General features: G+C 68.4%; 22 protein-coding genes and 1 tRNA gene. 13 read left to right on the top strand and 10 right to left on the bottom strand.

Features of this window, described 5'->3' with window-relative positions; all coding sequences use genetic code 11:
* Positions 1-61 precede the first annotated feature (61 nt).
* From pknB to CVV72_RS28880, 7 genes are all read right to left on the bottom strand, one after another.
* On the bottom strand, positions 62-2026 hold the full coding sequence (pknB, locus tag CVV72_RS28910) for a Stk1 family PASTA domain-containing Ser/Thr kinase (protein WP_219154190.1): 1965 nt from the start codon (positions 2024-2026) through the stop codon (positions 62-64).
* Positions 2023-3318, bottom strand: coding sequence for a protein kinase (locus CVV72_RS28905; protein WP_219146792.1), 1296 nt, complete (start codon positions 3316-3318; stop codon positions 2023-2025). Before CVV72_RS28905 ends, pknB begins: the two co-directional genes overlap by 4 nt.
* Positions 3319-3321: 3 nt before the next feature.
* A complete protein-coding gene (locus CVV72_RS28900) occupies positions 3322-4785 on the bottom strand; it encodes a penicillin-binding protein 2 (protein WP_034322005.1) in 1464 nt (487 codons plus the stop codon).
* On the bottom strand, positions 4782-6260 hold the full coding sequence (locus tag CVV72_RS28895) for an FtsW/RodA/SpoVE family cell cycle protein (protein ID WP_034322009.1): 1479 nt from the start codon (positions 6258-6260) through the stop codon (positions 4782-4784). The genes CVV72_RS28900 and CVV72_RS28895 overlap by 4 nt, the downstream gene beginning before the upstream one ends.
* Positions 6260-7654, bottom strand: coding sequence for a protein phosphatase 2C domain-containing protein (locus CVV72_RS28890; protein WP_219146790.1), 1395 nt, complete (start codon positions 7652-7654; stop codon positions 6260-6262). The genes CVV72_RS28895 and CVV72_RS28890 overlap by 1 nt, the downstream gene beginning before the upstream one ends.
* Positions 7651-8118 carry an FHA domain-containing protein gene (locus CVV72_RS28885; RefSeq protein ID WP_219146788.1) on the bottom strand — a complete coding sequence of 156 codons (468 nt, stop codon included), beginning with the start codon at positions 8116-8118 and terminating at the stop codon, positions 7651-7653. The genes CVV72_RS28890 and CVV72_RS28885 overlap by 4 nt, the downstream gene beginning before the upstream one ends.
* Positions 8119-8278: 160 nt before the next feature.
* Complete coding sequence (locus CVV72_RS28880; protein ID WP_219146786.1) at positions 8279-9532, bottom strand: DUF3662 and FHA domain-containing protein; 1254 nt, start codon at positions 9530-9532, stop codon at positions 8279-8281.
* A gap of 129 nt (positions 9533-9661) precedes the next feature.
* On the opposite strand from CVV72_RS28880, the gene CVV72_RS28875 reads away from it, so the two are divergent.
* Positions 9662-9744: transfer RNA gene (locus CVV72_RS28875), tRNA-Leu, on the top strand.
* Between the two features lie 186 nt (positions 9745-9930).
* On the opposite strand, the gene CVV72_RS28870 is transcribed toward CVV72_RS28875, so the two are convergent.
* A complete protein-coding gene (locus CVV72_RS28870) occupies positions 9931-10305 on the bottom strand; it encodes an FKBP-type peptidyl-prolyl cis-trans isomerase (protein WP_034324241.1) in 375 nt (124 codons plus the stop codon).
* Positions 10306-10446: 141 nt separating this feature from the next.
* Here CVV72_RS28870 and CVV72_RS28865 point away from each other — a divergent pair, with 141 nt between their 5' ends.
* The 5 genes from CVV72_RS28865 (at position 10447) to CVV72_RS28845 (ending at position 16806) form a co-directional block, all read left to right on the top strand.
* Positions 10447-13680 (top strand): penicillin acylase family protein, encoded by a 3234-nt coding sequence (locus CVV72_RS28865; RefSeq protein WP_219146784.1) that lies wholly within the window; start codon positions 10447-10449, stop codon positions 13678-13680.
* Positions 13681-13703: 23 nt separating this feature from the next.
* Positions 13704-14744 carry a PLP-dependent aspartate aminotransferase family protein gene (locus CVV72_RS28860; RefSeq protein ID WP_219146783.1) on the top strand — a complete coding sequence of 347 codons (1041 nt, stop codon included), beginning with the start codon at positions 13704-13706 and terminating at the stop codon, positions 14742-14744.
* Positions 14745-14753: 9 nt separating this feature from the next.
* A complete protein-coding gene (locus CVV72_RS28855) occupies positions 14754-15086 on the top strand; it encodes a hypothetical protein (RefSeq protein WP_219146782.1) in 333 nt (110 codons plus the stop codon).
* Positions 15087-15536: 450 nt separating this feature from the next.
* Positions 15537-16202, top strand: coding sequence for a hypothetical protein (locus tag CVV72_RS28850; RefSeq protein ID WP_219146781.1), 666 nt, complete (start codon positions 15537-15539; stop codon positions 16200-16202).
* A gap of 4 nt (positions 16203-16206) precedes the next feature.
* Positions 16207-16806 (top strand): class F sortase, encoded by a 600-nt coding sequence (locus CVV72_RS28845; RefSeq protein WP_219146773.1) that lies wholly within the window; start codon positions 16207-16209, stop codon positions 16804-16806.
* Positions 16807-16878: 72 nt separating this feature from the next.
* Here the strand turns inward: CVV72_RS28845 and CVV72_RS28840 are convergent, their stop codons facing one another.
* Both CVV72_RS28840 and CVV72_RS28835 read right to left on the bottom strand, forming a co-directional pair.
* Positions 16879-17859, bottom strand: a complete 981-nt coding sequence (locus CVV72_RS28840) for a patatin-like phospholipase family protein (RefSeq protein ID WP_255632801.1) — start codon at positions 17857-17859, stop codon at positions 16879-16881.
* Positions 17860-17955: 96 nt separating this feature from the next.
* On the bottom strand, positions 17956-18699 hold the full coding sequence (locus CVV72_RS28835) for a FadR/GntR family transcriptional regulator (RefSeq protein WP_219146771.1): 744 nt from the start codon (positions 18697-18699) through the stop codon (positions 17956-17958).
* A gap of 60 nt (positions 18700-18759) precedes the next feature.
* Between CVV72_RS28835 and CVV72_RS28830 the strand changes: the two genes are divergently transcribed.
* From CVV72_RS28830 to CVV72_RS28800, 7 genes are read left to right on the top strand one after another with little or no spacing between them, the layout of a single operon-like run.
* Positions 18760-20250 (top strand): ABC transporter substrate-binding protein, encoded by a 1491-nt coding sequence (locus CVV72_RS28830; protein WP_219146769.1) that lies wholly within the window; start codon positions 18760-18762, stop codon positions 20248-20250.
* Entirely contained in the window at positions 20247-21191 is a 945-nt protein-coding gene (locus CVV72_RS28825; protein WP_219146767.1) for an ABC transporter permease, read from the top strand. The genes CVV72_RS28830 and CVV72_RS28825 overlap by 4 nt, the downstream gene beginning before the upstream one ends.
* The gene (locus CVV72_RS28820; RefSeq protein WP_219146765.1) at positions 21191-22003 is read left to right on the top strand and encodes an ABC transporter permease; all 813 of its coding nucleotides are present in this window, start codon (positions 21191-21193) and stop codon (positions 22001-22003) included. Before CVV72_RS28825 ends, CVV72_RS28820 begins: the two co-directional genes overlap by 1 nt.
* Positions 22000-22737 (top strand): ABC transporter ATP-binding protein, encoded by a 738-nt coding sequence (locus CVV72_RS28815; protein WP_219146763.1) that lies wholly within the window; start codon positions 22000-22002, stop codon positions 22735-22737. The genes CVV72_RS28820 and CVV72_RS28815 overlap by 4 nt, the downstream gene beginning before the upstream one ends.
* Positions 22734-23504 (top strand): ABC transporter ATP-binding protein, encoded by a 771-nt coding sequence (locus tag CVV72_RS28810; RefSeq protein WP_219146761.1) that lies wholly within the window; start codon positions 22734-22736, stop codon positions 23502-23504. The genes CVV72_RS28815 and CVV72_RS28810 overlap by 4 nt, the downstream gene beginning before the upstream one ends.
* Positions 23497-24918, top strand: coding sequence for an aldehyde dehydrogenase family protein (locus CVV72_RS28805; RefSeq protein WP_219146759.1), 1422 nt, complete (start codon positions 23497-23499; stop codon positions 24916-24918). The genes CVV72_RS28810 and CVV72_RS28805 overlap by 8 nt, the downstream gene beginning before the upstream one ends.
* Positions 24915-25673 (top strand): SDR family NAD(P)-dependent oxidoreductase, encoded by a 759-nt coding sequence (locus CVV72_RS28800; protein ID WP_219146757.1) that lies wholly within the window; start codon positions 24915-24917, stop codon positions 25671-25673. The genes CVV72_RS28805 and CVV72_RS28800 overlap by 4 nt, the downstream gene beginning before the upstream one ends.
* Positions 25674-25675: the final 2 nt, after the last annotated feature.

Below are 25675 nucleotides of genomic sequence, written 5' to 3'. Positions count from 1 at the left end.
GCGGTATGAAGAAGGGCCCCGCACGGAAACCGTACGGGGCCCTCTTCACGTCAGCGATCGATCATCCAGGGGGGAACAGCCGTGAGCTCGAACTCGACGTCGGCGTCTCGTCGCCTTCGACGATGAACAGCGTGATCGGCGCGTTCTTCGCGATCTTCGACCCGGCCTGCGGGTTGGTCTTGCTGACCTTGCCCGCCTGGTCCCGGTCGCCGTTCTTGTCGGCCTGCGTGTCCAGGTTGCCGGTCCAGCCCAGCTGCTGCAGCTGGCGGAGTGCCTGGTCTTCGGTCATGCCCTTCAGGTTCGGCATGTCGAAGGTCTCCTGGCTGCCGTTCGACACCGACAGCTTGACCACGCTGCCGACAGCGAGCTTGCCGCCGTTCGGGGTCTGCTCGAGCACCGTGCCCTTGGGCTGGTCGGAGTCCACGTTGGTGACCGATGGGGTGAACCCGGCCGCCTTCAACCCGGCTTCGGCCTCGGACTGAAGTTTGCCCTTGTAGTTCGGGACCGTCTTCAGTTCCTTGGACTTGCCGACCGTGATGTCGACCTTCGAACCCTGGTCGACCTCGGCCTGCGAAGCCGGGTTCTGCGAGATGACCTTGCCGGCCTCGTTCGTGTCTTCGGTCTCTTCCTCGGTGGTCGCACCGAGCTTCAGACCGGCTTCGGTCAGCGCGGCCGTGGCCTCGGCCACGCTCTTGCCCTTGAGGTCCGGGGTCTTGACCTTGCCCGGTTTCGCGCCGACGGTCAGCGTGATCTTGTCCGTGGTCGGCGTCACCTGGCCCTCGGCCGGACTGATCGCGATGACCTTGTCGATCATGTTCTCGTCGCAGGCAGGCAAACCGTTGACGGCTTCACCGGTGCAGGGCACCTTCTTGGTCGGCTCGAACGCGTTGAAGCCCGCGCCCCGGAGCGTGTCCTTCGCGGAGGCCTCGGACTGGCCCGTGACCTTCGGGATCGCCTTGCTCTCCGCGCCGGTGCTGTTGAAGGCGTTGGACAGCCACATGATCAGCAGCACCACGGCGGCCAGCGAGACCACGAGACCGGCGATGAGCCAGGCACGCTTCTTCTTTTTCGCGGCCGGGTCCTCTTCGTCGTCCTCGTACTGGTCGTAGCGCGGCGGCACCCGGCGGTCGGAGTCCATGACCTGGGTGCGCTCGTCCTCCGACATCACCATCGGCGCGGCCGGACGCTGGCCGGACAGCGTCCGGACCAGGTCCGAACGCATCTCCGCCGACGACTGGTAGCGGTTCGCCGGACCCTTCGCGAGCGCCTTGAGCACGACGGCGTCGAGCTCGGGCGCCACGGCGGGGTTCACCGACGACGGCGGGTTCGGGTCTTCCCGGACGTGCTGGTACGCCACCGCCACGGGCGAGTCGCCGGTGAACGGCGGCTCGCCGGTGATGAGTTCGTACAGCACGCAACCGGCGGCGTAGACGTCGGAACGCGCGTCGACGGACTCACCGCGCGCCTGCTCCGGCGAGAGGTACTGCGCCGTGCCGATCACCGCGGCGGTCTGCGTCATCGCGGACTGCCCGTCGTGCATGGCGCGCGCGATGCCGAAGTCCATCACCTTGACGGCGCCGTTCTTCGTGATCATCACGTTCGCCGGCTTGACGTCGCGGTGCACGATGCCGTGCCGGTGCGAGAAGTCCAGCGCCGCGCAGACGTCGGCCATGACCTCCATCGCCCGCTTCTGCGACATCGGCCCTTCGGTCTTCACGATGTCCCGCAGAGTCCGTCCTTCGACGTACTCCATGACGATGTAGGGCAGCGGGCCGAACTCGGTGTTCGTCTCGCCGGTGTCGTAGACGGCGACGATCGCCGGGTGGTTCAGTGCCGCCGCGTTCTGTGCCTCGCGACGGAATCGTTCCTGGAACTGGGGATCCCGCGCCAGGTCGGCACGCAGGATCTTGATCGCCACCTCCCGGCCCAGGCGCACGTCGTGGCCGTGGTGGACCTCCGACATGCCTCCGTAGCCGAGCGTTTCGCCCAGCTCGTAGCGGTTGCTGAGCAGTCTTGGTGTGCTCATCTCTGCGTGCCGTTCCATTCCGTCCAAGGTTTGCTGCTCATCATTCCCGGATTCGCCTGTCCGGCCGGCTCCTCGGTGCCGCCCTCCGTCGGCACCGCTGGGTATGCGGATGTCGGCGAAGGACCTTCGGATTCTTTACCCGGAGCCGGCGCGTGTTCACTAGTTTCCACGCCGCCCGACTGGGGTCCGTTGCCCGAACCGACCAGTCTCACGATGAGGAAGGCTCCTGCCACCAGTACTGCGATCAGGATCACCGCGAGCAGCACCCACCAGCCCCATTGTGGCCGTCTGCCCGGCAGACGGCGCACCGCCATCGGCGGCGGGCCGCCGACCGGGTGCATCGCCGGATGCGACGCCGGTCCGACGGCCACCATCGGGTTCGGCGGCGAAAGCGGGCCGGGCTGCATCACGGGCTGTCCCGCCGAGTACGCCACGTTCACCAGCCCCGACGGGGTCGGCAGCGGAAGCCCGGCGCGGACCGCGGCCACCGCGGCGGCGAACTCGCCACCGCTGTTGTACCGCTGTCTCGGATCCTTGATCAGGGTCGCTTCGATGACCGCGCGGGCACCCGGCGGCACGTCCGGCGGCAACGGCGGCGGGAGGTCGCGGATGTGCATCATCGCGACGGTCACCGCGTTCTCCGAAAGGAACGGCCGGTGCCCGGTGAGGCATTCGTAGCCGCACACGGCCAGCGAGTAGACGTCGCTCGCCGGTTCGGCGTTGTGCCCGAGCGCCTGCTCGGGGGCGATGTAGTGGGCGGTGCCCATCACCATGCCGGATCTGGTCACGGGGGCGGCGTCGGCGGCCTTCGCGACACCGAAGTCCGTGATCTTCACCTGCCCGGCCGGGGTCACCATGATGTTGCCGGGTTTGACATCCCGGTGCACGAGACCTGTTTCGTGCGCGGCCTGCAGCGCGTTACCGGCCTGTTCGAGGATGTCCAGGGTGCGCTCGGCGTTCAGCCGTCCTTCGCGGGAGATGATCGCGGCCAGCGGGTCGCCTTCGACCAGTTCCATCACCAGATACGCGATCGACAGCTCGTCCGCGACCGTCTCGCCGTAGTCGTGCACCGCGGCGATGCCGGGGTGGTTCAGCGAAGCCGTCATCCGGGCCTCGGTCCGGAACCGGTGCAGGAACTCCGCGTCGCCGGACAGCTCCGCCTTCAGGATCTTGATCGCGACCGTCCGGTCCAGCCGCGTGTCACTGGCCTGCCAGACCTCGCCCATCCCGCCGACGGCGATCCGGTTCGTCAGCTTGTACCGGTCGGCCAGCAGCTGACCCGAGGACAGCATCCGCTATCCACCCCCGAGCATGGCGTTGACGGCGGCGCGGCCGATCTCCGCGGCCACGGTGCCACCGGTCGCTTCGAGCCCGCGGTTACCCCCGGACTCGACGATCACCGAGACGGCGATCTTCGGGTCCATCGCCGGCGCGAACCCGGTGTACCAGGCGTGCGGCGGGGTGTTCTTCGGGTCGTTGCCGTGCTCGGCGGTGCCGGTCTTGGAGGCGATCTGGATGTCGCCGCGTTTGCCGGCGCCCTTCGTGTTCTCTTCCGACGCCAGCATCATGTCGCGCAGGATCGCGGCGTTCGCGCTGGACATCGCGGCGTCACCGGTCAGTTCGGTCGGGGTGTAGTCCTCGATGGTCGACAGGTTCGGCGCCAGCAGCGACTGCACGAGCTGCGGCTTCATCGCCATCCCGTTGTTCGCGATGGTCGCCGAAAGCAGCGCGTCCTGAATCGGGGTCAGCCGCACGTCGCGCTGGCCGATGGCGCTCTGGTACAGGGCCGCCTTCGATTCCAGCGGGCCGAGGGAGGAGCCGGCGACCCGCATCGGCACGGTCAGATCCTCGCCGATGCCGAAGTTCTTGGCCGTGGCGTTCAGCTTGTCCTTGCCGAGCTCGCCCGCGATCTCGGCGAAGGGCACGTTGCACGAGTACCGCAGCGCTTCCTTCAGCGTGCTGCCCTTGCAGGCCGCGCCGCCGTAGTTCTCCAGCGTCGTCTGCGTGCCGGGGAGCTTCACGTTGGGCGCGGTGTTGACCGGCATGTCGGCGGTCTTGCCGTCCTCGAGCGCGGCCGCCGTCACCAGCAGCTTGGCCGTCGAACCCGGCGGGTACGTCTCCGAGATCGCGCGGTTCAGCATCGGCTTCTTCGGATCGTCGCGCCACTGCGACCAGGCCGCGACCTGCTCCTTCGTGGTGTGTGAGGCCAGCTTGTTCGGGTCGAACGACGGCGTCGACACCATCGCGAGGATGCGCCCGGTCTTGGGCTCCAGCGCGACCACCGCGCCGGTGTAGCCCTTCTGCGTCATCAGGTCGTACGCGGCCTTCTGCACGGCCGGGTTGATCGTCAGCCGCACGTTCCCGCCGCGCGGGTCGCGGCCGGTGACCATGTCCGAAAGGCGCCGCACGAACAGCCGAGGGTCGGAACCGTTGAGGACGTCGTCCTCGGACCGCTCCAGGCCGCCCGAGCCGTAGTTGATCGAGTAGTAGCCGGTGACCGGCGCGTACATCGGGCCGTCGGCGTAGGTCCGGATGAACTTGTACTTGTCGTTCGACGGGTCGACCTTCGCGAGCGCGGCGCCGTCGGGCGTCACGATCAGCCCGCGCTGGCGGGAGTACTCGTCGTAGAGCACGCGCACATTGCGGGAGTCGGTGCGGTAGTCGTCGGCCTTGACCACCTGGATGTAGGTGGCGTTGGCCATCAGCAGCACCACCATGACGAGCATGGCGACACCCACCTTGCGGAGCGGGGTGTTCACGAGGGGCTCCCCTCACCGGTCGCGGGCGGCCGCTGGACCATCACCGTGTGCGCTTCGGCGAGCGGCGCTTGCGGCTGCTGCGGCTTCGGCCGCACGGCGGGTTTGCGGGCGGCGTCGGAGATTCGGAGCAGGAGGGCCACCAGGATGTAGTTCGCGAGCAGTGAAGAACCACCGCGGGAGAGGAACGGGGCGGTGATCCCGGTGTTCGGGATCAGGTTCGTGACGCCACCGACGACGACGAAGATCTGCATGACCAGGGCGAACGACAGACCGCCGCCGAGGAGTTTGCCGAAGGTGTCGCGCACGGCGAGGGCGCTGCGCATCCCGCGCATCGCCAGGATCAGGTACAGCATCAGCATCGCGGTGAGCCCGATGAGGCCGAGTTCCTCGCCGATCGCGGTGGTGATGAAGTCCGTCTTGGCCTCGGGGACCATGTCCGGCCGTCCGGCGCCGAGGCCGGTCCCGCCGACGCCGCCGGTGCCGAGCCCGAACAGTCCCTGCGCGACCTGGTAGCCGCCGCCGGGGTCGTCGTAGGTGGCCAGCGGGTCGATCCAGTTCCGGACGCGCTGCTGGACGTGCGTGAACAGGTTGTAGGCGATGATCGCGCCGGCGGCGAAGAAGCCGACCCCCAGCACGACCCAGATGACCCGTTCGGTGGCGACGTACAGCATCACCAGCGTGACACCGAAGAACAGCAGCGACGTGCCGAGGTCCTTCTCGAACACCAGCACGCCGAGGCAGGCGGCCGCCGCGATGAGGATCGGGCCGAGGTCACGGGCACGCGGCAGTTCGACGCCGACGATCCGCTTGCCCGCGACCATGAACAGGTCGCGTTTCGTCACCAGGAACGAGGCGAAGAAGATCATCAGCAGGATCTTCGCGAACTCACCCGGCTGGATCGAGAAGAAGGGCAGCTTGATCCAGACCTTCGCGCCGTTGACCTCCGAGAGGCTCGACGGCAGCACCGCGGGCAGCGCGAGCGCCACGATCCCGACCAGGCCGCACGTGTAGCCGTAGCGGGTCAGCGTGCGGTGATCGCTGATCACGACCAGCACCACCACGAACAGCACCAGCGAGATCGCCGTGAACAGCACCTGCTTGGTGACGTCCGGCGTGTACTCCTTGCCCTGCTGGATCGCGCGTTCCGCGAGCGCCAGGTCGATCCGGTGGATCATCACCAGGCCGAGCCCGTTCAGCAGCGCGACACACGGCAGGATCACCGGATCCGCGTACGGCGCCCAGCGGCGGACCGCCAGATGCGCCGCCGTCAGCACCGCGAGGTACGACAGCCCCAGCCAGATGATCGAGCTGGTGAGTTCCTGCTCCTGGTTCGCCTCCACCAGCACGAGCGCGACGGTGACGATGAAGGTCGCGAACGCGAGGAGGACGAGTTCGGTGCCGCGCCGCTTGGGCAGCTCGCGCGGAGGGTTCGTGGCGAACTGGGCCGAAGCCGGATCGGCGAGCGGCGTGCTCATCAGTTACCGCCCCCTGGTGCTGCCGTGGTCGGCGTCGAGCAGTCCCTCCCCGCTGGCTGATTCGCCGAACTGGGCGAGGCGGGGGTAGAAGGGGCGGCAGCCGACGACGACACCGGCGGTGCCGATTCGGTGGGCGGCGTGGAAGTCGAGCTGGAGTCGGGTTTGCAGTCGGCCAGCTGCTTGTGTGGCCGCAGGAAGTCGTCGATGTACTTGCGGGCGTCGTCGAGGTTGTCCTTCTTGACGCCGTTCTTCACCGCGATCCGCGCGTCCTCCTGCAGCGCCGGCACCAAGAGCTTGTCGGTGCACAGCCCGCCAGGGGGGCACGAACCCTGCTCGAAGGCGTGCAGGTCGATGCCGAGGACACTGCCGGGGACGCCGCGGTAGATCACGACCTCCTCGCCGGGACCCTCGCCGACGTAGTACTGGCTCAGCACGAAATACCGCGTGGCGATCGCCGCCGCGGCCAGCACGATCAGGACGACCACAGCTCCCGCCAGCCAGCGAAATCGCCTCCGGCGCTTGACCTTCGGGTCCTCCTGCTGGGGCTGGACCTCGGGCCGCGGCTGCGGCGCGGGCTGGGTCAGCGCGCGGGCACGGGCGGCGGGGGAGTCGCCCTGGTGGAACTCGTCACTGCCGTCCCCGGCGGCGCCGCCCACGATGGGCGCGTCCTCACCGAAGTCGACGTCGACGACGTCGGCGATGATCACCGTGACGTTGTCGGTGCCGCCGCCCTTGAGCGCCAGCTCGATCATCCGGTCGGCGCAGGCCTGCGGATCCGGGATCTGGATCGCCTCGGACAGTGTCTCGTCGCTGACCATGCCGGACAGGCCGTCCGAACAGATCAGGTACCGGTCACCGGCGCGGGCCTCGCGCACGGTCAGGCTCGGCTCGACCTCGTGGCCGGTGAGCGCCTTCAGCAGCAGCGACCGCTGCGGGTGCACCGCGGCCTCTTCCGGCGTGATCCGGCCCTGTTCGAGAAGTTCGTTGACGAAGCTGTCGTCCCGCGTGATCTGCGAGAACTGACCGCCGCGCATCAGATACGCCCGCGAGTCGCCGACGTGCACGACACCCATCCGCGAACCGGCGAACAGCACGGCGGTCAGGGTGGTGCCCATCCCGTCGAGGTCCGGGTCCTGCTGGACGAGTTCGGCGATGGCGGCGTTGCCGTTCTGGACGGCCTCGCGCAGCTGAGCGAGAAGATCGTCGCTCGGATCGTCGTCGTCGAGTGGGGCGAGGGAGGCGATGACGACCTTGCTGGCCACCTCACCCGCGGCGTGACCGCCCATGCCGTCGGCGAGGGCGAGCAGGCGGGGACCGGCGTACACGGAGTCCTGGTTGCTGGAACGCACCAGGCCCCGGTCGCTGCGAGCCGCGTAGCGGAGGACGAGAGTCATGGCCGAAGCTCGATCACCGTTTTGCCGATCCGGATGGGGACTCCGAGCGGGACCCGGAGGGGTGCCGTGACCTTAGCCCGGTCGAGGTACGTCCCGTTCGTCGAGCCCAGATCTTCCACGTACCAATCCTCCCCGCGCAGGGCGATCCGGGCGTGGCGGGTCGACGCGTAGTCGTCGTCCAGCACCAGGGTCGAGTCGTCGGCGCGGCCGATCAGGATCGGCCTGCCGTCCAAGGCGATCCTGGTTCCTGCCAGCGCACCATGGGTCACGAGCAGCTGCTGCGGCGATTTCCCGCCGCGCGGCTTCTTGGTTTCCTTCTTCTTGCGGCCGAACGTCGGGACGGCGACTCGCAGCCCGGAGGCCGCGTACAGATCCGACCGGACGACACGCAACGCGGCGAACACGAAGAGCCAGAGCAGCACGAGAAAGCCCACCCTGGTGAGTTGAACGACCAGCTCTGGCACTTGTTGTGTCCGCTCCCGTTTCTCCTGTACGCCGCGGAGAGCCCGTGCCGTCCGGGATGGTCGGCTCCGGACAGCGCTGCTCTCCGCGTACGACCCGAGGTGCCGATCCACCACAGGTCCCGCACCGCAATTCTGCGATACCCCCTCCGGACGCCGCCGGTCAGCCCTGCGTACGGAACACGAGAGACGAGTGGCCCACGCGGATCACGTCGCCGTCGGCCAGCTGCCAGGTCTGCACCGGGGTGCCGTTGACGGTCGTGCCGTTGGTCGAACCGATGTCCGCGAGCGTCGCGCTCTGGCCGTCCCAGGTGATCTCCAGGTGACGGCGCGAGACGCCGGTGTCCGGGAGCCGGAAGTCGGCGTCCTGGCCGCGGCCCACGACGTTCCCGCCCTGCTTCAGCGAGTACGAACGGTTCGAGCCGTCGTCCAGCTGGAGGCTCGCGGAGAGCTGACGACCGGCCGCCGGCTGGCCGCCGTAACCGCCGCCCTGCGCGTACGGGTCCGCGGCGGGCTGGCCGTACTGCTGCTGGCCACCGCCGTACTGGTCGTACCCGCCCTGCTGCGGCTGGCCGCCGTACTGGTCGTAGCCGGGCTGCTGCGCGGCACCGCCGTAACCCTGGTCGTATCCGGGCTGCTGCGCGGCACCGCCGTACTGGTCGTAACCCGGCTGCTGCGCGCCGCCATAGCCCTGGTCGTACCCAGGCTGCTGGGCACCGCCGTACTGGTCGTAGCCGGGCTGTTGCGCGCCGCCGCCGTAGCCCTGGTCGTACCCGGGCTGCTGGGCACCGCCGTATTGGTCGTACCCGGGCTGCTGCGCGCCGCCGTAACCCTGGTCGTAGCCGCCCTGCTGCTGGCCGCCATAACCCTGGTCGTACCCGGGCTGCTGCTGGCCAGCCTGCTGTCCGTAGCCGTACTGGCCCTGCTGGCCGTACGGGTCACCCTGGTCGTATTGGCCGTAGCCGGGGGGCTGGCTCATTGCTGGGTCTCCTGCGTTGCTGGGTCGTGCCGACCGTGGCGAACCTTCGGCGCCGTGGGGCTTGACGTCGGGATCGACGGACGAACGGGTCTTGAACTGTCCAGTATGCAGCGCCTCGTTGCGCTCGAGCGAAACTACGACGTCACCATAGGTGTCCCATCCGTGCTCGGCGAGGTGTTCCTTGACCGCCTCCGCCAGCACCGTGGTGACCCGACGCTCGTCTCCGGCCATACGTTCGTGATCAGCCTGCCCCAACGACACGATGTAGTGATTGGGAGCGAGCTGTCGACCACCGGCCAGCTCACGAACGTTCTCCTCGCTCTCGCGCTCAAGCGCCACCGCCACTTCCTGCGTGACGACGTTGCCACCGAACATGCGCGCGAAGGTATTGCCCACGAGGTTCTCGAGCCGCCTATCAAAGCGCTCAACGCGGCCCACCGGGCAACCTCCTCACACGTGTGCTTCCCCGTCGATCCTATCCGGGTACGGCCAGTCGGACACGGCCCCCGGTGAAACCCGTGAAATCCGCCTGCTACGCTTTGCGAGCTGTCAGAGAACGAAGCACTCGGGCGAGTGGCGGAATGGCAGACGCGCACGGTTCAGGTCCGTGTGTCCGAAAGGACGTGAGGGTTCAACTCCCTCCTCGCCCACTCTTGGTTGAAGGCCCCTTCGCTAACGCGACGGGGCCTTCTTTCGTGAGGTCGTCGGTCGTCAGTACCCGGGGGCCGAGCCCCCCGGACCCCCCACGGTGCGTCCGGCGGCGGTTGGTGGGGTGGTCGCTCAAAGGCAAAGAAAAAGACCCGGCCGGGGCCGGGTCTTGGTGGTGCGGGTGTGGGTCAGTTCACGCCGACGAGGTCGACGACGAAGATCAGGGTTTCGTTCGGCTTGATGACGCCGCCCGCGCCGCGCTCGCCGTAAGCGAGGTGCGGCGGGATGGTCAGCTTGCGACGGCCGCCGACCTTCATTCCGGCAACGCCCTGGTCCCAGCCGGGGATGACCTGGCCGGCGCCGAGGCCGAAGCGAAGCGGCTCGCCGCGGTCCCACGACGCGTCGAACTGTTCGCCGGTCGAGTGCGAGACGCCGACGTAGTGCACCGTGACGGTGTCGCCGGACTTGGCCTCCTGGCCGTCGCCGACGGAGATGTCGGTCGTCTCCAGCTCGGAGGGTGCGGGCCCCTCGGGGCGGTCGATCTGGGGCTTCTGCGAAGACATGCCCACAAGCTACCTGTGCAGGTCCGGGGTCCGCAGGGCGAGTGTTCCGCCGAACGGTGGCAAGAACGCGAATAGTCTTCACAAATTTGGATACCCGTGGGTAGTGTGCGCCTCGTCACTCTCCGACGACGGAGGTCTTTCATGCGACGAGGCATACGGGTCTTGACGACGCTGGCGGGGCTGACGCTGGTGGCGGGCACCGTCCCGGCACTTCAGGCGAACGCCGCGGAAGCGCCACCGAACTCGGTGGTGGCGGCCGCGCTCGACGACTACTGCGGCGGCCAGTGCGGCGACATCCTCCCGCCCGGCACCAAGGGGAACGCCACCCTCGCGGAGATCCTGGCGCACAAGGCGTTCGGTACCCGGCCCGCGCATTCGGCCGATCAACTCGGCAAGTACGCCTCGCTCGCCGACGGGTACAAGACGCTGACGACGGACAAGATCAACCAGTTCTTCAACGACGCTTCGTTCGGGGTGCCGTCCGGGCAGGTCGAAAGCACGATCCAGCCGCGTTCGGACGTGACGATCACCCGCGACAAGGCGACCGGCGTTCCCCGGATCGTCGGCACGACGCGGCCGGGCACGATGTACGGCGCCGGATACGCCGCCGCGCAAGACCGCCTGTGGCTGATGGACATCATGCGCCGCGTCGGCCGCGGTCAGCTGACCTCGTTCGCCGGGGGCGCCCAGGGCAACCGCGAACTCGAGCAGAGTTTCTTCTCCTCGGCGCCGTACACCGAACAGGAACTGCAGAAGCAGATCGACAACGCGGCGGCCGGCGGCCCGCGCGGCGCGCAGGGCAAGGCCGACGCCGAGGCCTACGTCCAGGGTGTCAACAAGTACATCTCCGACGCGCACGGCGGCCGCTACTTCCCCGGCGAATACGTGCTCACCGGGCACGTCGACGCGATCACGAACGCCGGGACCATCGAGCCGTTCAAGCTCACCGACCTCGTCGTCCTCGCCGCGGTCGTCGGAGCGCAGTTCGGCGCCGGTGGCGGCGGCGAGGTGCAGAACGCCATCGCGAAGCTGGCGATGCAGGAGAAGTACGGTCTCGAACAGGGCGACAAGGTCTGGAAGAGCCTCCGGTCCGAGGACGACCCCGAGACCGTCAAGACTCTCCACAATGGACAGACCTTCGACTTCGGCAAGGCGCCGTCGAATCCGCAGGGCGCCGCGATGCCGGACAAGGGTTCGGTCACCGGGCAGCAGCTGGTCTTCGATCCGACCGGTTCCGCCGGGACGGCGACCCCCGCCAAGGTGGACGTGCCCGCCCCCGAGGACCAGAAGGCCGTCCGCGGCATCTTCGACGACGGCGTCCTGCCGGGCAACATGTTGTCGGAGAAGCACGGCATGTCCAACGCGCTGGTGGTCTCCGGCGCCAAGACCGCGAGTGGTCACCCGGTGGCCGTCTTCGGCCCGCAGGCCGGCTACTTCGCGCCGCAATTGCTGATGCTGCAAGAAATCCAGGGGCCGGGCATCAGTGCCCGCGGTGCCTCGTTCGCGGGGATCAGCATGTACGTGCTGCTCGGCCGCGGCAAGGACTACTCGTGGAGCGCGACCTCGGCGTCGCAGGACATCGTCGACACCTACGCCGTCGAACTGTGCGAGCAGAACGGTTCCGCGCCGACGAAGAACTCCGGCTTCTACCGGTTCCGCGGCCAGTGCCTGCCGTTCGAGATCGTCGAACGCAAGAACGCCTGGAAGCCCACCGTCGCCGACGGTACGGCGGCGGGTTCGTACACCCTGCGCAGTTTCCGGACCAAATACGGGCCGGTGACGAGCCGGGCGCTGGTCGGTGGCAAGCCGGTGGCGTACGCGTCGCTGCGGTCGACGTTCCAGCACGAGATCGACACGATCATCGGCTTCCAGAAGTTCAATGATCCGGACGCGATCAAATCCGCGCAGGACTTCCAGGCCGCGGCGGCCGACGTCAACCAGACCTACAACTGGTTCTACGCCGACTCCCGTGACGTCGCGTACTTCAACTCGGGCTCGAACCCGGTCCGCAACCCGAACGTCGACCCGGCCATGCCGGTGAAGGGCGACGCCGGATTCGACTGGCAGGGCTGGAACCCCGACGGCAACCTCGCGAACTACACGCCGTCGTCGCAGCATCCGCAGTCGATCAACCAGGACTACTACATCAGCTGGAACAACGCGCAGGCCAACGGTTACGCGGCCAGCGGCGCGGACAAGAGTTCCGTGCACCGCGGCGATCTGATCGACGCGCGGGTCAAGAAGATGATCTCCAGCGGCACCAAGGTGACGCGGGTGAACCTCACGCAGGCCATGGAGGAGGCCGCGCTCGCCGACCTCCGCGCGGAGAAGGTGCTGCCGGAACTGTTCAAGGTGATCGACAAGGCGCCGGTGACGGGGCCGGCCGCGGACGCGGTGGCGAAGCTGAAGACCTGGCTCGCCGCGGGCGGTCTGCGTTCGGAGACTTCGCCGGGCAGCAAGGCCTACGCCAACGCCGACGCGATCCGCATCATGGACGCGTGGTGGCCCCTGCTGGTGAACGCCCAGTTCAAACCCGGCATGGGCGACGCCTACGCCGCCATGATCGGGGTGCTGAAGATCAACGAGTCACCGTCGGGCTGGCAGAACGAGGTCCCCGGCAAGCACGTCGGCCAGTCGCACGCGGGTTCGTCGTACCAGGCGGGCTGGTGGGGCTACGTGCACAAGGACATCCGTTCGGTACTCGGGCAGAACGTCGCCGGTCCGCTCGCCGTGAAGTACTGCGGCGGCGGTGACGTCACTGCCTGCCGTCAGGTGCTGCTCGACTCGCTGACGCAGGCGGCCGCGCAGCCGGCCAACACCGTTTACCCCGGTGACGGCGACTGCGCCGCGGGCGATCAGTGGTGCGCCGACACGATCATCCACCGCGCGCTCGGCGGCATCACACAGGACAAGATCAGTACCCAGAACCGGCCGACCTTCCAGCAGGTCGTCGAGTTCCCGGCGAAACGCGGCGACAACATCGCGAACCTCGCCACCGGCCGCTCGGTGAGCGCGACCAGCCACGAGACGGGCTGGTACAACTCGCCGCCGTCCAACGCCATCGACGGGAACCTCTCGACGCGCTGGGCGAGCGACTGGAGCGACGACCAGTCGATCACCGTGGACCTCGGCTCGGTACAGCGCGTTTCCCGCGTGGTCCTGCGGTGGGAATCGGCGTACGGCAAGGCGTACAAGGTGCAGGTCTCGTCCGACGGGACGAACTGGCGGGACGTGGCGTCCATAGTGGACGGAGACGGCGGGCAGGACAACGTCGCCTTCGAAGCCGTGGACGCCCGCCATGTCCGGATGGCCGGTGTCCAGCGCGGCACGAAGTACGGCTACTCCCTCTACGAGTTCGAGGTGTACGCCCACTAGCGGGGGAAGGTTACGGTGGCGGGGTGGACACGAACGACTGGTCACCCCGCACCCTCGCCGTCGCCGCCGGACGCCCGGAGGGCCCCGGCGAACCGCTGAACGTGCCGATCGTCGCCGCGAGCACCTTCGACGCCGGCGCCGATCGCGCGTATTCGCGGGAGGACGGCACCCCGACCTGGGAGGCCCTCGAAGCCGCGATCGGCGCGCTCGAAGGCGGGCACGCCACCGCGTTCGCCTCGGGGATCGCGACGCTCAGCGCCGTCGTCGACACCCTGCCGGTCGGCGCGAGGGTCTGTGTCCCGACGTTCTCCTACGCGGGGTCACGCGGCCTGCTCGCGCACGCGCAGCGCATCGGACGCCTGGTGGTGACCGAGATCGCGCCGGACGACACGGCCGCGTGGGTCGCCGCCGCGGACGCCGACCTGCTCTGGCTCGAATCGCCGACCAATCCGACGCTCGACGTCATCGACATCGAGACGATCGCCGCCGCCGCGAACGGCCTGGTCGCCGTGGACAACACGTTCGCCACCCCGCTCGGGCAACGGCCGCTGGACCTCGGCGCCGACATCGTCGTGCACAGCGCGACGAAACTCATCGGCGGTCACAGCGATCTGCTGCTCGGCCTGACCATCGCGGCCGACGAAAACGTCGCGAAGGACCTGCGCGACGCGCGCACCAGGTTGGGGGCGACGCCGGGAGCGCTCGAAGCGTGGCTGGCCCTGCGGGGGCTGCGGACGCTCCCGGTCCGCCTCGCCGAGCAGACGCGCACGGCCGCGCTGCTGGCGGCGCGCCTGGTCGACCACCCTGCCGTGACCCGGGTGCGTTACCCCGGCTCCGGCACGATGATCGCGTTCGAACTCCCGGACGCCCAGATCGCGGACAAGGTCATCGGTTCACTGCGGCTGATCCGTGCCGCCACCAGCCTCGGCGGCGTGGAGAGCCTGGTCGAGCGGCGGGCCTGGCTGGCGGGCGACGCCCATGTGCCCGCCGGGCTCGTCCGGTTCAGCGTCGGGCTCGAAGATCCGGAAGATCTGTGGACGGATCTGGCCTCGGCACTCGGCTAGCTTGAGCACGTGGACGAGACGAAACCGCCGCGGCGGCTCGGTCAGCTGCTACGGGGCCTGTTCTGGCTTCTGGTGCTCGGCTTCCTCGCGATCGTCGCGGCGGGTCTGCTGGCCGAACTCGCGGCGTCGCCCTGCCCGAGCGACACGATCTGGGCCTGTGCCGCGGAAAACCGGACCTTCGCCACCTTCCTGCCCGCGATCGGGTTCGGCCTCGGCCTCCTGATCGCGGTCGTGGGCGGGGGCCGGGCGGTGCGGAACCGGACGTCGCCGAAGGCCTGGCTGTTCGGCGCGGGCCTTCTCGGCGCGCTCTCCCTCGCCGTGGCCTTGTTCCTGGTGTTCTGATCGTGACCTTCGGGTTGCCCGGCACCGGAATCCGGCACTAAGTGGTCAGGACTTCACCGAAACGTGGTCCGAACGTGTGAACCTTTCGGTGGCGCGCCTGCGGAGAGTCTTCGAAAAAGGGAGATCCGGCCAGGAAAACCGGCGATTCCAGGCTGTTCCCGGGTCGGGGAAAAAATACTTCCGCACTGCAACCGTTCCGGCCCTCCGGGTGTTAACATTCCTTCATCGCTGCGGGATTTCCTTCTGCTGAGCGACTTTCGGGCCCTTGTATCGGGCGGGGACATTCCGGTGTTACCGGTTTTCGCCGTGGTTCTTGTCACGACATTTCCGCTACGGCTCCGCTGTACTTTTCCGGCAGGATCACGCTGTCACCCGAACGTGGGATTCCTTTCGGGTGGTCGCAGGGTGGGGGTCACCCTGTGTTGCGATGTTTTCCACTGGGAGATCACTTTGAAGAAGACGTTGGGCCGCCTCGCGGGCGCGGTGCTGGCCGGCGCCGTCATCTCGCTGGCCGTGACGCCGGTCGCGATGGCGCAGACCGAAACGACGACCACGCCTCCGGCTCCGTCGAGCGAGACCGCGACCTCGACGCCTTCGTCGCCGGGTGGCGACGTGACCTCGACTCCGCCGGAGTCGAGCGCCCCGGCCTCGTCGTCCTCGCAGGAGCCGACGCCGACCAGCAGCGACAAGCCGACTTCCGGCAAGCCGTCGCCGACCACCACCTCGGAGAAGCCGACGACCACCACCCCGCCGATGCCGGAGCTGAACGTCGGCGCCGGATACGTCGAGGGCAAGGAAGGCGCGCTGGCCATCCTCTGTGGTTCGGAGCCCACCGACGTCAACGCGCCGGACTACATCATCACCGACGCGTTCCAGGACGGCGCCGACGCCTTCGTCTGGATCTACGTCGTCGAGGCCAAGCCCGGCTTCAACGGCACCACGAGCACCTTCACCTGGACCTGCGACGGCAAGCCGGGCAAGGGTGACATCGAGATCGAGGGGATCGGCGGCGGCGCGACCGCACCGGGCGCCGACAAGCCGGGCAAGCCGAAGAAGCAGGTCAAGCTGAAGCCCAAGGGCGGCATCGAGACCGGTTTCGGCGCCACCGCGGCCTGATCCGATGAAGCTTCTGACGAAGGGCGGCCGCCTGGTCGCGGCCGCCCTTGTGCTTTCCCTCGCGCTGACGGGATGCGGCACCGACGAACCCGCCCCGCCCGCCGCGCAGCCGGCGGCGGCGGAATCGGCACCGCCGGTGGTCAAACCGTTCAACGGGACTCGCCCGACGAACGTGAAGATCCCCAAGATCGGCGCGGAATCGAGCCTGGTCACGGTCGCGATCGGCAGGGACGGCAAGATGTCCGTCCCGCCGGCCAAGAACCCGATGCAGGCCGCCTGGTACCGGCTTTCCCCGGTGCCCGGCGACGTCGGACCGGCGATCCTGCTCGGTCACGTCGACGGCAACAAGCAGCCGGGCATCTTCTACAAGCTCAACGAGCTCCACCCCGGTGACGAGGTGCTCGTCGACCGCAGCGACGGCAAGAGCCTGAAGTTCGTGGTCGAGAAGAAGGACCAGGTTCCCAAGGACCAGTTCCCCGAGGAAGCGGTCTACGGCAACACGGACAAGCCGCAGCTGCGGCTGATCACCTGTGGCGGTGTCTTCGACCAGGAAGAGCACAGCTACAAGGACAACATCATCGTCTACGCGAACCTGGTCGCCTGACGAGCGCCGTGAACGGGCCGTTCCTTGCGAAATTTGCAAGGAACGGCCCGTTCATGGCATCCGGGGACATGCTCAACCCAGGCCAGCGGCCGGGAACGGGAACCCGTCGGGAGCGGCCGCCTCGGTGTCGACCCACTTCCGCATCCCCGCGTCACAGGCCGCGTAACCCCAGTTGATCAACCGCTCCTGCAGCACTTCCGGCAGTTTCGTCAGGCGCGTCGGCGTCTCCGCGAGCTTGTGCGTGAGATCCACGGGCGCCTTCAGCGAATCCTTGAGCTCGAAGTTCTCGAGATCGACGTAGGAACCCCAGTAGGCGCCGCCGAAATCCTTCTCCACATAGGACTTCAGCAGCGCACCCCGCCGCAGCTCGCGCACCTGGTTGTCGATCACGTCGAGGACGCGCAGCAGCTGGCGCCCCCAGTCGCGAGGGACCCTCCGCCTGACCTTCATCCGCTTGCCCGCGTCGCTGACGAGCACCGTCGCGTGCCCCTCGACCGGGTCCAGGCCGAGGTTGTCGTAGACGCCGGCGTCGCTGAGCACGATCTTGCGTTTCCGCTCGTCGGAAAGCGGGTCGTGGATCACGACGGGCGAAAGCATCGGCGGGAACGCGGAAGACGCGGCCACCGCGGTCGCGAGCGGGATGTTCCCGTGCGGTCCGTTCTGCCGGAAGAACCACCACAGCGCGCCGTCCTGGAGGTTCGTCGCGGTGAAGACGAACTGCGGGCCGGCGGGGTCGATGTCCTTGAGGCAACAGTCGCCGAACAGGTGCTTCGCGTACACCCGCGCCAGTTCCTCACCGGCGCTCCGCCAGGGAATCGCCATGGCCAGCAAGGTGACCGGGATGTCGAGCCGGGTGCGTGCCAGGTTCCGGACCGGCGCGACGACCTTGTCGGAAAAGTTGTCCGCGACACCGTTCACGAACTTCAGGTCCGACCACGCGTAAGCGAGCACGCCCGCGGCGATCGAGCCGCCGGAGACACTCGAAAACGTCGAGATCTTCGACAGCCAGCCGAGTTCGTTGAGCCGCCACAGGGCCCCGGTGTGGAACAACATCGCGCGGTAACCGCCGCCGGACAGGGCGAGACCGACACCTTGGCGTGCTGTCGAAGGCTTCTTGACATCCCCCACCTGAGCGAGTGTAGAGGCGGGTCAAGCGAGCAGTGGCCGCAAGAGGCGACGTTGCTCTTCGGGGACGTACTCGGCGTAGTTGTCGTACAGCGCCTGTTTCGCGAGCCGCGACGCGCGCTCGCCGTCGGAGTCGCGGATGGCTCCCAGTACCTCTTCGTGGTGTGCCAGCCAGTTGCGCATCAGTGCCGTCCGGTCGTCGGCGTGTTCCAGCTTGTCCTCGATGAGTTCCAGTACGACACCGCGGACGACCTCGCCGCTGATCACCAGCAGCGGATTCCCGGTCGCGCGGGCGATGGCCTCGTGGAACGTGACGTCCGCGTGGGAGAACTCCGCGAACCCCTTCGACACGCCCTCACCCATCGCCTCCAGCGCCGCGCCGAGCTCGGCGAGATGGTCTTCGGTCCTGAGCTGCGCGGCGAGCAGATGTGCGGAACCGTCGAGGACCATGCGGAACTGCAACAGCTCGGAAAGGCCGATGTGGTCGGCGCGCGCGAGCCGGTGCATCGACCGGTGCAACGCGGCGGGGGAGGCGGCCAGTACCTCGGGCCCGCGGGGGTCGCCCGGGCGCGAGCGGATCATTTCCGCTGCTTGCAGCACGCGCAGAGCTTCGCGCACGGTCGAGCGGCCGACGTCGAACTGCACCATGAGTTCGCGTTCGCTCGGCAGCCGGTCGCCCGGTTTGATCCGGCCGCTGAACACGGCTTCCTCGATCTGTTCGACGACACGCTGGTACGCGCGGACAGGGGCGACCGGCTCGAATTCCATCTTGACCCTGCCGTCTCGTCTGGTTTACTGGTCAGACCAGTCTACCGGTCAGGGGGCAGGATGAAAGCCCGGATTCACGCGGCAGTGTGGATGTTGCTGCTCGTGGCGTCCGGCTGCTCCGCCGGTTCGAGTGCCACGGTCGCCAAGGATCCCGGCACGCTCGCCATCGGCTACACCGCCGAACCCGCGAACTTCGACTTCACCCGCACGGACGGCGCCGCCATCCCGCAGGCCTTGCTCTACAACGTCTACGAGGGCCTGGTGAAACTCGACGCGGACGCGAAGATCGTGCCGCTGCTGGCCGAATCGTGGACGGTCTCCGAAGACCGCAGAACCTACGATTTCAAGCTCCGGAAGAACGCGAAGTTCAGCGACGGGGCGCCGTTCACCGCCGAAGACGTCAAGTTCTCGCTGATGCGCGTGAAGACCGACTGGACCGTGTCGATCAAGTCCACCATGGACGTCGTCGACCGGGTCGACGTCGTGGCGCCGGACCACGCGCGGGTGGTGCTCACCAAGCCCAGCAACGGCTGGCTGTTCAGCCTCACCAGCCGCCTCGGTGCGATGTTCAGCCGCACCGGCGTCGCGGACCTGGCGAACAAACCGATCGGCACCGGGCCGTACACGGTGTCCTCGCGCAGGCGTGGCGATTCGATCGTGCTCAAGGAGAATCCCGCGTACTGGGGCAGGAAACCGGCCTACTCCACGGTGGTCCTCAAGTACATCAAGGATCCGACGGCGCTCAACAACGCCTTGCTCAGCAACGGGATCGACGTCATCTCCGCGATCACCGTGCCGGATTCGATCCCGCAGTTCCAGAGCGACGACCGGTTCACCGTCGTCGAAGGCACGACGAACAGCGAGGTCACGCTCGCGTTCAACAACTCGCGCCCGCCATTGAACGACGTCCGGGTACGAAAAGCGCTGTCGTACGCCATCGACCGGAAGGCCTTGCTGGACACGGCTTGGGGCGGCCGCGGCACGCTGATCGGCAGTATGGTCCCGCCGACGGACCCCTGGTACGAGGACCTGTCGAAGGCGTACCCGTTCGATCCCGCGAAGGCGAAAGCGCTGCTCGCGGAAGCGGGACAGCCGAATCCGACCCTGCGGCTGAGGATCCCGAACCTGCCGTACGCCGTCTCGTCCGCGCAGGTGGTGGCGTCGCAGCTGGCGGATGTCGGGGTCACGGTGACGATCGAGCCGCTGGACTTCCCGGCGGTGTGGCTCAAGCAGGTCTTCACCGACCGCGACTACGACCTGTCGATCATCCAGCACGTCGAGGCGCGCGACATCGTCACCTTCGGCAGGCCGAAGTACTACTGGGGTTACGACAGCAAGCCCGTTCAGCAGAACCTGGCGAAGGCCGACGCCGGAACGTCTCAGGAGCAGGTCGACGCGATGCGCCAGGTCGCGCGGCGGCTGTCCGAGGACGCCGCCGCGGACTGGCTCTTCCTCTTCCCCAACGTGATCGTGGCGAAGAACAAGGTGACCGGGTTCGTCCGCAACCAGGTCAGCGAGTCCTTCGATCTCACGGGATTGGCGCCGCGATGACGGTCAAGGTGCTCCGCCGCGTGGCGATCCTGGTGGCCAGTGTGCTGGTCGCGTCCATCGTGGTGTTCCTGTTCATGGCCGTACTGCCGGGAGACCCGGCGCAGGTCGCGCTCGGCGTCAACGCGACACCGGAACTGGTCGCGAAGACACGCGCCGAATTCGGCATCGACAGGCCCTTGGTGACGCAGTACTTCGACTGGATCGGCGGTGTCCTGCAAGGCGACTTCGGCCGCTCGTACGTCACGCGCGAGGAGATCGGGCCCGCGCTGGCCGACCGCCTCGGCGTCACGTTGTGGCTGGTCGGGGCCGGGATGCTGGTGGCGCTGCTGATCGCCGTCCCGGCCGGGACGTTCGCCGCGGTGCGGCATCGGAGGGCCGACGGCACCGCGGTTTCCGGGCTGTCGCAGATCGGCGTCGCGATCCCCGCGTTCCTCGCCGGCATCATCCTGGTGCAGATCTTCGCGGTGCAGCTGCGCTGGCTGCCCTCCGGCGGCTGGACACCGCCCGTGCAGGATCCGGGCGAATTCCTCCGTGGCCTCGTTCTTCCCGCCTTGTCGCTGGGACTCGTGCAGGGCGCGGTGCTCACGCGCTATGTCCGGTCCGCGGTGCTCGACACGCTCGGCCAGGACTACCTGCGCACAGCGCGGTCCAAGGGACTGCGGCCGTTCCAAGCGTTGTTCCGTCATGGTCTGCGCAACGCCGCCGTGCCGGTGGTGACGGTGCTCGGCCTGCAACTGTCGACCCTGCTGATCGGCGCGGTCGTCGTCGAGCGCGTGTTCGTCCTGCCGGGGCTGGGCAGCCTGCTGCTCGACTCGGTGGCGTCGCGGGATCTGTTGTCCGTGCAGGGGATCGTGCTGGTCCTGGTGGTCGGCGTGCTGCTGGTGAACTTCGTGGTCGACGTCCTCTACACGGTGCTCGACCCGAGATTGCGGGGTTCCTGATGCGTAGCCGCAGTCTCGTGATCGGCGGCGTGCTCGTCGCGCTGATCGTGCTCGCCGCGCTGCTTTCGTTCGTGTGGACGCCGTTCGACCCGGTGAAGGTCGACGCGGCCAACCGGCTGCACGACTTCAGCGGCGCCAATCCGCTGGGCACGGACAGCTTCGGCCGCGACGTGCTCAGTCAGCTCATGGTCGGCGCGCGGACGACGCTGTACGTCGGTGTGGTCGCGGTCGGCATCGCCGCGGTGATCGGGACCCCGCTGGGCATCCTCGCCGGGATGTCGTCGCGCTGGCTCGGCGAGTTCGTCATGCGGGTCAACGATCTCGTGCTCGCGTTTCCCGCGTTGCTGCTGGCGATCATGTTCGGCGCGGTGTTCGGGGCGGACACGCTGACCGCCATGGTGGCGATCGGCATCGCGACCATCCCGTCGTTCGCGCGGATCGCCCGGTCGGGCACCCTGCAGGTGATGAGCAGCGAGTTCGTGCTGGCCGCGCGGTCGGCCGGGCGTTCGCGGCTGAACATCGCGGCGCGGCACGTGCTGCCGAACATCTCCGGGCTGCTGATCGTGCAGGCGTCGGTGTCGTTCGCGATCGCCGTGCTCGCGGAAGCGGCGCTGTCGTTCCTCGGGTTCGGCACGCGGCCCCCGACGCCGTCGTGGGGCCGGATGCTCCAGGAATCCCAGATGTTCCTGACCCTGCACCCCCGGCTCGCGCTCGTGCCCGGCGTCGCGATCGCCATCGCCGTCCTCGGGTTCAACCTGCTCGGTGACGGCCTCCGCGATCGTCTCGACCCCCGATTGGCGGCGCGGCTATGACCCTCGAAGTCCACGGTCTCGGCATCGGCGGCCTGGTTCGCGATGTCTCATTCGGTATCGCACGCGGTGAGCGGGTCGGGCTGATCGGCGAGTCGGGTTCCGGGAAGTCGCTGACGGCGCTGTCGATCATGGGCCTGCTGCCCGAAGAACTCGCCGCGTCCGGATCGGTGAAACTCGACGGCCGCGAACTGCTGGGCGCGCCGGAGAAGGAACTGTCGCGGCTGCGCGGCAACGAGATGTCGATGGTGTTCCAGGAACCGATGACCGCGCTCAACCCGGCGATGCGGGTGGGCGCGCAGGTGGCCGAACCGATGCGGATCCACCGAAACGGCGGGAAGGATCCCGAGGCTTTGCTGGCTTCCGTGGGATTGCCCGGTGTCGCTCGTGCGTATCCACACCAACTGTCCGGTGGGCAGCGGCAACGCGTCGTCCTCGCGATCGCGCTGGCCAACGATCCGAAGCTGCTGATCTGCGACGAGCCGACGACGGCGCTGGACGTCACCGTGCAGGCGCAGATCCTGGAGCTGATCCTCGACGGCGTCCGGGAGCGGGAGAGCGCGCTGCTGTTCATCACGCACGACCTCGCCGTCGTGGCGTCGGTGTGCGAGCGGGTACTGGTGATGCTGGACGGCGAGATCGTCGAAGCCGGCACGACGCGCGAGGTGCTGACCGCACCGAAGCACGAGTACACGAAGAAGCTCTTGGCCGCTTCGGATCTGGAGGCGAGCCGATGATGATCTCGGTACGGGACCTGGAGCGTCGCTACACGCGCCGCGACGTGCATGCGCTGCGCGGCGTCTCTTTCGACGTCGAAGCAGGTCAACGCTTTGGGATCGTGGGCGAGTCCGGCTCGGGAAAGTCCACTTTGGTCAGACTGTTGGCCGCGCTGGACAAGCCGACGGCGGGCAGCGTCTCGTTCCAGGGCGAACGGATCGACACGCTGCCGGAGCGCAAACTCGGCTTCCTGCGGTCGGAACTGCAGATCGTCTTCCAGGATCCGATGGGTTCGCTCGATCCGCGGATGCGGGTGCGCGACATCATCTCCGAGCCGTTGGGCCGCCGGGATCCTTCGCGGGTTTCGGAGCTGCTGAAGGCCGTCGGCCTGCCGGAAGACGCCGCCGGCCGCTATCCGCACCAGTTCTCCGGCGGGCAACGGCAACGCATCTCGATCGCCCGGGCCCTCGCGCCGAATCCGAGCGTCCTCATCGCGGACGAGCCGGTGAGCGCGCTCGACGTGTCGGTGCGGAAGCAGATCCTCGACCTGCTCGCGTCGCTGGTCGAGCTGTACTCGCTGACGCTGATCTTCGTCTCGCACGACCTCGGCGTGGTGCGGCACGTCTGCGACCGGGTCGCGGTGATGCGGCGCGGGGAGATCGTCGAGATCGGCGACGTCGACCAGGTCTACGACGCGCCGGAACACGAGTACACCAGGGAACTGCTGGCGGCCGCGCCGAATCTGCGGGCCGAGCTGGCACGGTTACGGGGAGAAGACGATGGCTGAGTATCCGGAAGGGCTGCCGATCGGTGGCGACTGGGTGTCCACTGTGGACTACTCGGCGGTGAGCTTCCCCTATGACGGTAGCGAGATCGGCCGGGCCCCGGTCGGAACTCCGGCGCTGGCCACGCGCGCGATCGACGAGGCCGTCGCGGTGTTCAAGCAGGTCGCGGCGCTGCCGTCGCGTACCCGGCGTTCGCTCCTGAACGACGTCGCCGCCGCTCTGGAAGCCCGGCGTTCCGAGTTCGAGCAGCTGCTGGTGCTGGAGACCGGCAAGCCGCTGGTCGACTGCCGCGTCGAGGTCGCGCGCACGATCGTCACCTGGCAGGCCGCCGCGGAGGAGGTCTCGCGGCTGCACGGCGAGACGGTGCCGCTCGATTTGCTGCCGTCGGGTGACGGGCTGGTCGGGTTCTGGAAACGCAAGCCGATCGGTGTGGTGGTCGGCATCGCCGGGTTCAACTATCCGCTGCTCCTGGCATCGCACAAGATCGCGCCTGCCATCGCCGCGGGCTGTCCGGTGGTGGTGAAACCCGCGCCGCAGACACCGCTGGCCACGTTGTGGCTCGTGCATCTGGTGCGCTCGCAGACCGACCTGCCCGCGATGGTCCAGCTGGTCACCGGCGACGCGGCCGTCGGCTCGGCGCTGGTCACGGACCGGCGGGTCGGCGCGGTGTCGTTCACCGGATCCGCACTGGTCGGGCACCGGATCGCCCGTGACGCCGCGCCCACGAAGACGTTGCTGGAGCTCGGTTCCAACGCCGCCCTGGTGGTCGCCGAGGACGCCGATCTCGACGCGGCCGCGGACGCCGTGCTGCGCGGCGGGTTCTACGCCTCCGGGCAGGCCTGCATCTCCGTGCAGCGGGTGCTGGTCGTCGACGCGGTCGCCCAGGAATTCACCGAACGGGTGCTCGCGCGGCTCGGTGAGGTCGTCATCGGCGACCCCCGAGACGAGAAGACACGGGTCTCGGCGCTGATCGACCCGGGCTCCACCCAGCGCGTCCAGGAGTGGGTCGACAAAGCGACTTCCGCCGGTGCGCGGGTGGTCGGGGGCGGTGTGGACGGCACGGTGATCCGGCCGACCGTGCTGCTCGACGTGCCCGACGGTGTCGAATGCTGGGACGAGGAGATCTTCGGCCCGGTGGTCTGCGTCCGCTCCGTGTCCTCTGTGGACGAAGCGTTCGACGCGGTCAACGCATCGCGCTACGGACTGCACGCCTCGGTGTTCAGCACGTCCCTGAAGACGGCGTTCCGCGCGCTCGACGAGCTCGAAGTCGGCGGCGTGGTCGTCAACGAGGTGCCCGGTTTCCGGTCCGACACCATGCCGTACGGCGGCGTGAAGGACTCCGGGATCGGGCGGGAAGGGCCGCGGTTCGCGGTCGAAGAACTGACCGTGACGAGGATGGCGGTGCTGCGCCCGTGAGCTACGAGAACCTGTTCCGGCTCGACGGAAAGCGAGCCGTCGTCCTCGGTGGCGGCAGCGGGATCGGCCGCGAATCCGCGAAGGCGCTGGCCGCGCACGGCGCCGAGGTCGTCGTCGCGGATCGCGATGTCGCCGCCGCCAAGGAAACCGGTGTGGGCGAGGCGTACGAGATCGATCTGCTCTCGGACGGCGCGGCCGCGCGGGCGGCGGCGGAACTCGGCGAGATCGACATCGTGGTGCTGACCGCCGCGACCAACGTGCGCAAACGGCTGCTGGAGTACACGCGCGAGGAATTCGACCGGGTGATCGCGCTGAACCTCGGCGCCACCTTCGAGGTCGTCCGCGCGTTCGGCGCCGGGATGGTCGAACGCGGGCGGGGGAGCATCATCGGGTTCTCGTCGATCCGCGGCACCACGGTCGAACCCGGCCAAGGACCGTACGCGGCGACGAAAGCCGGGCTGGTGCAGCTGTTCCGCACGGCCGCGGCGGAGTTCGGCCCGGCCGGGGTGCGGGTCAACGCGATCGCGCCCGGTGTCGTCGAGACTCCGCTGACAGCGCAGATCAAGGCGAATCCGCGCTGGTACGACGCGTACGCGACCAAAGGCGCGCTCGGCCGATGGGCGCGCCCGGACGAACTCGCGGGCGCCGTCGTCTACCTGGCGTCGGACGCGGCGTCGTTCGTCACCGGCTCCGTGCTGGCGGTGGACGGCGGCTGGACCGCGGTCGACGGCCGCTTCGAACCGCCCGCGACGTAAGG

The organism is Amycolatopsis sp. TNS106 (assembly GCF_019330265.1).
GTDB classification, from domain to species: Bacteria; Actinomycetota; Actinomycetes; order Mycobacteriales; family Pseudonocardiaceae; genus Amycolatopsis; species Amycolatopsis lurida.
Note: the sequence above shows the minus strand (reverse complement) of the source record. Positions and strands in the feature narration are given on the sequence as shown.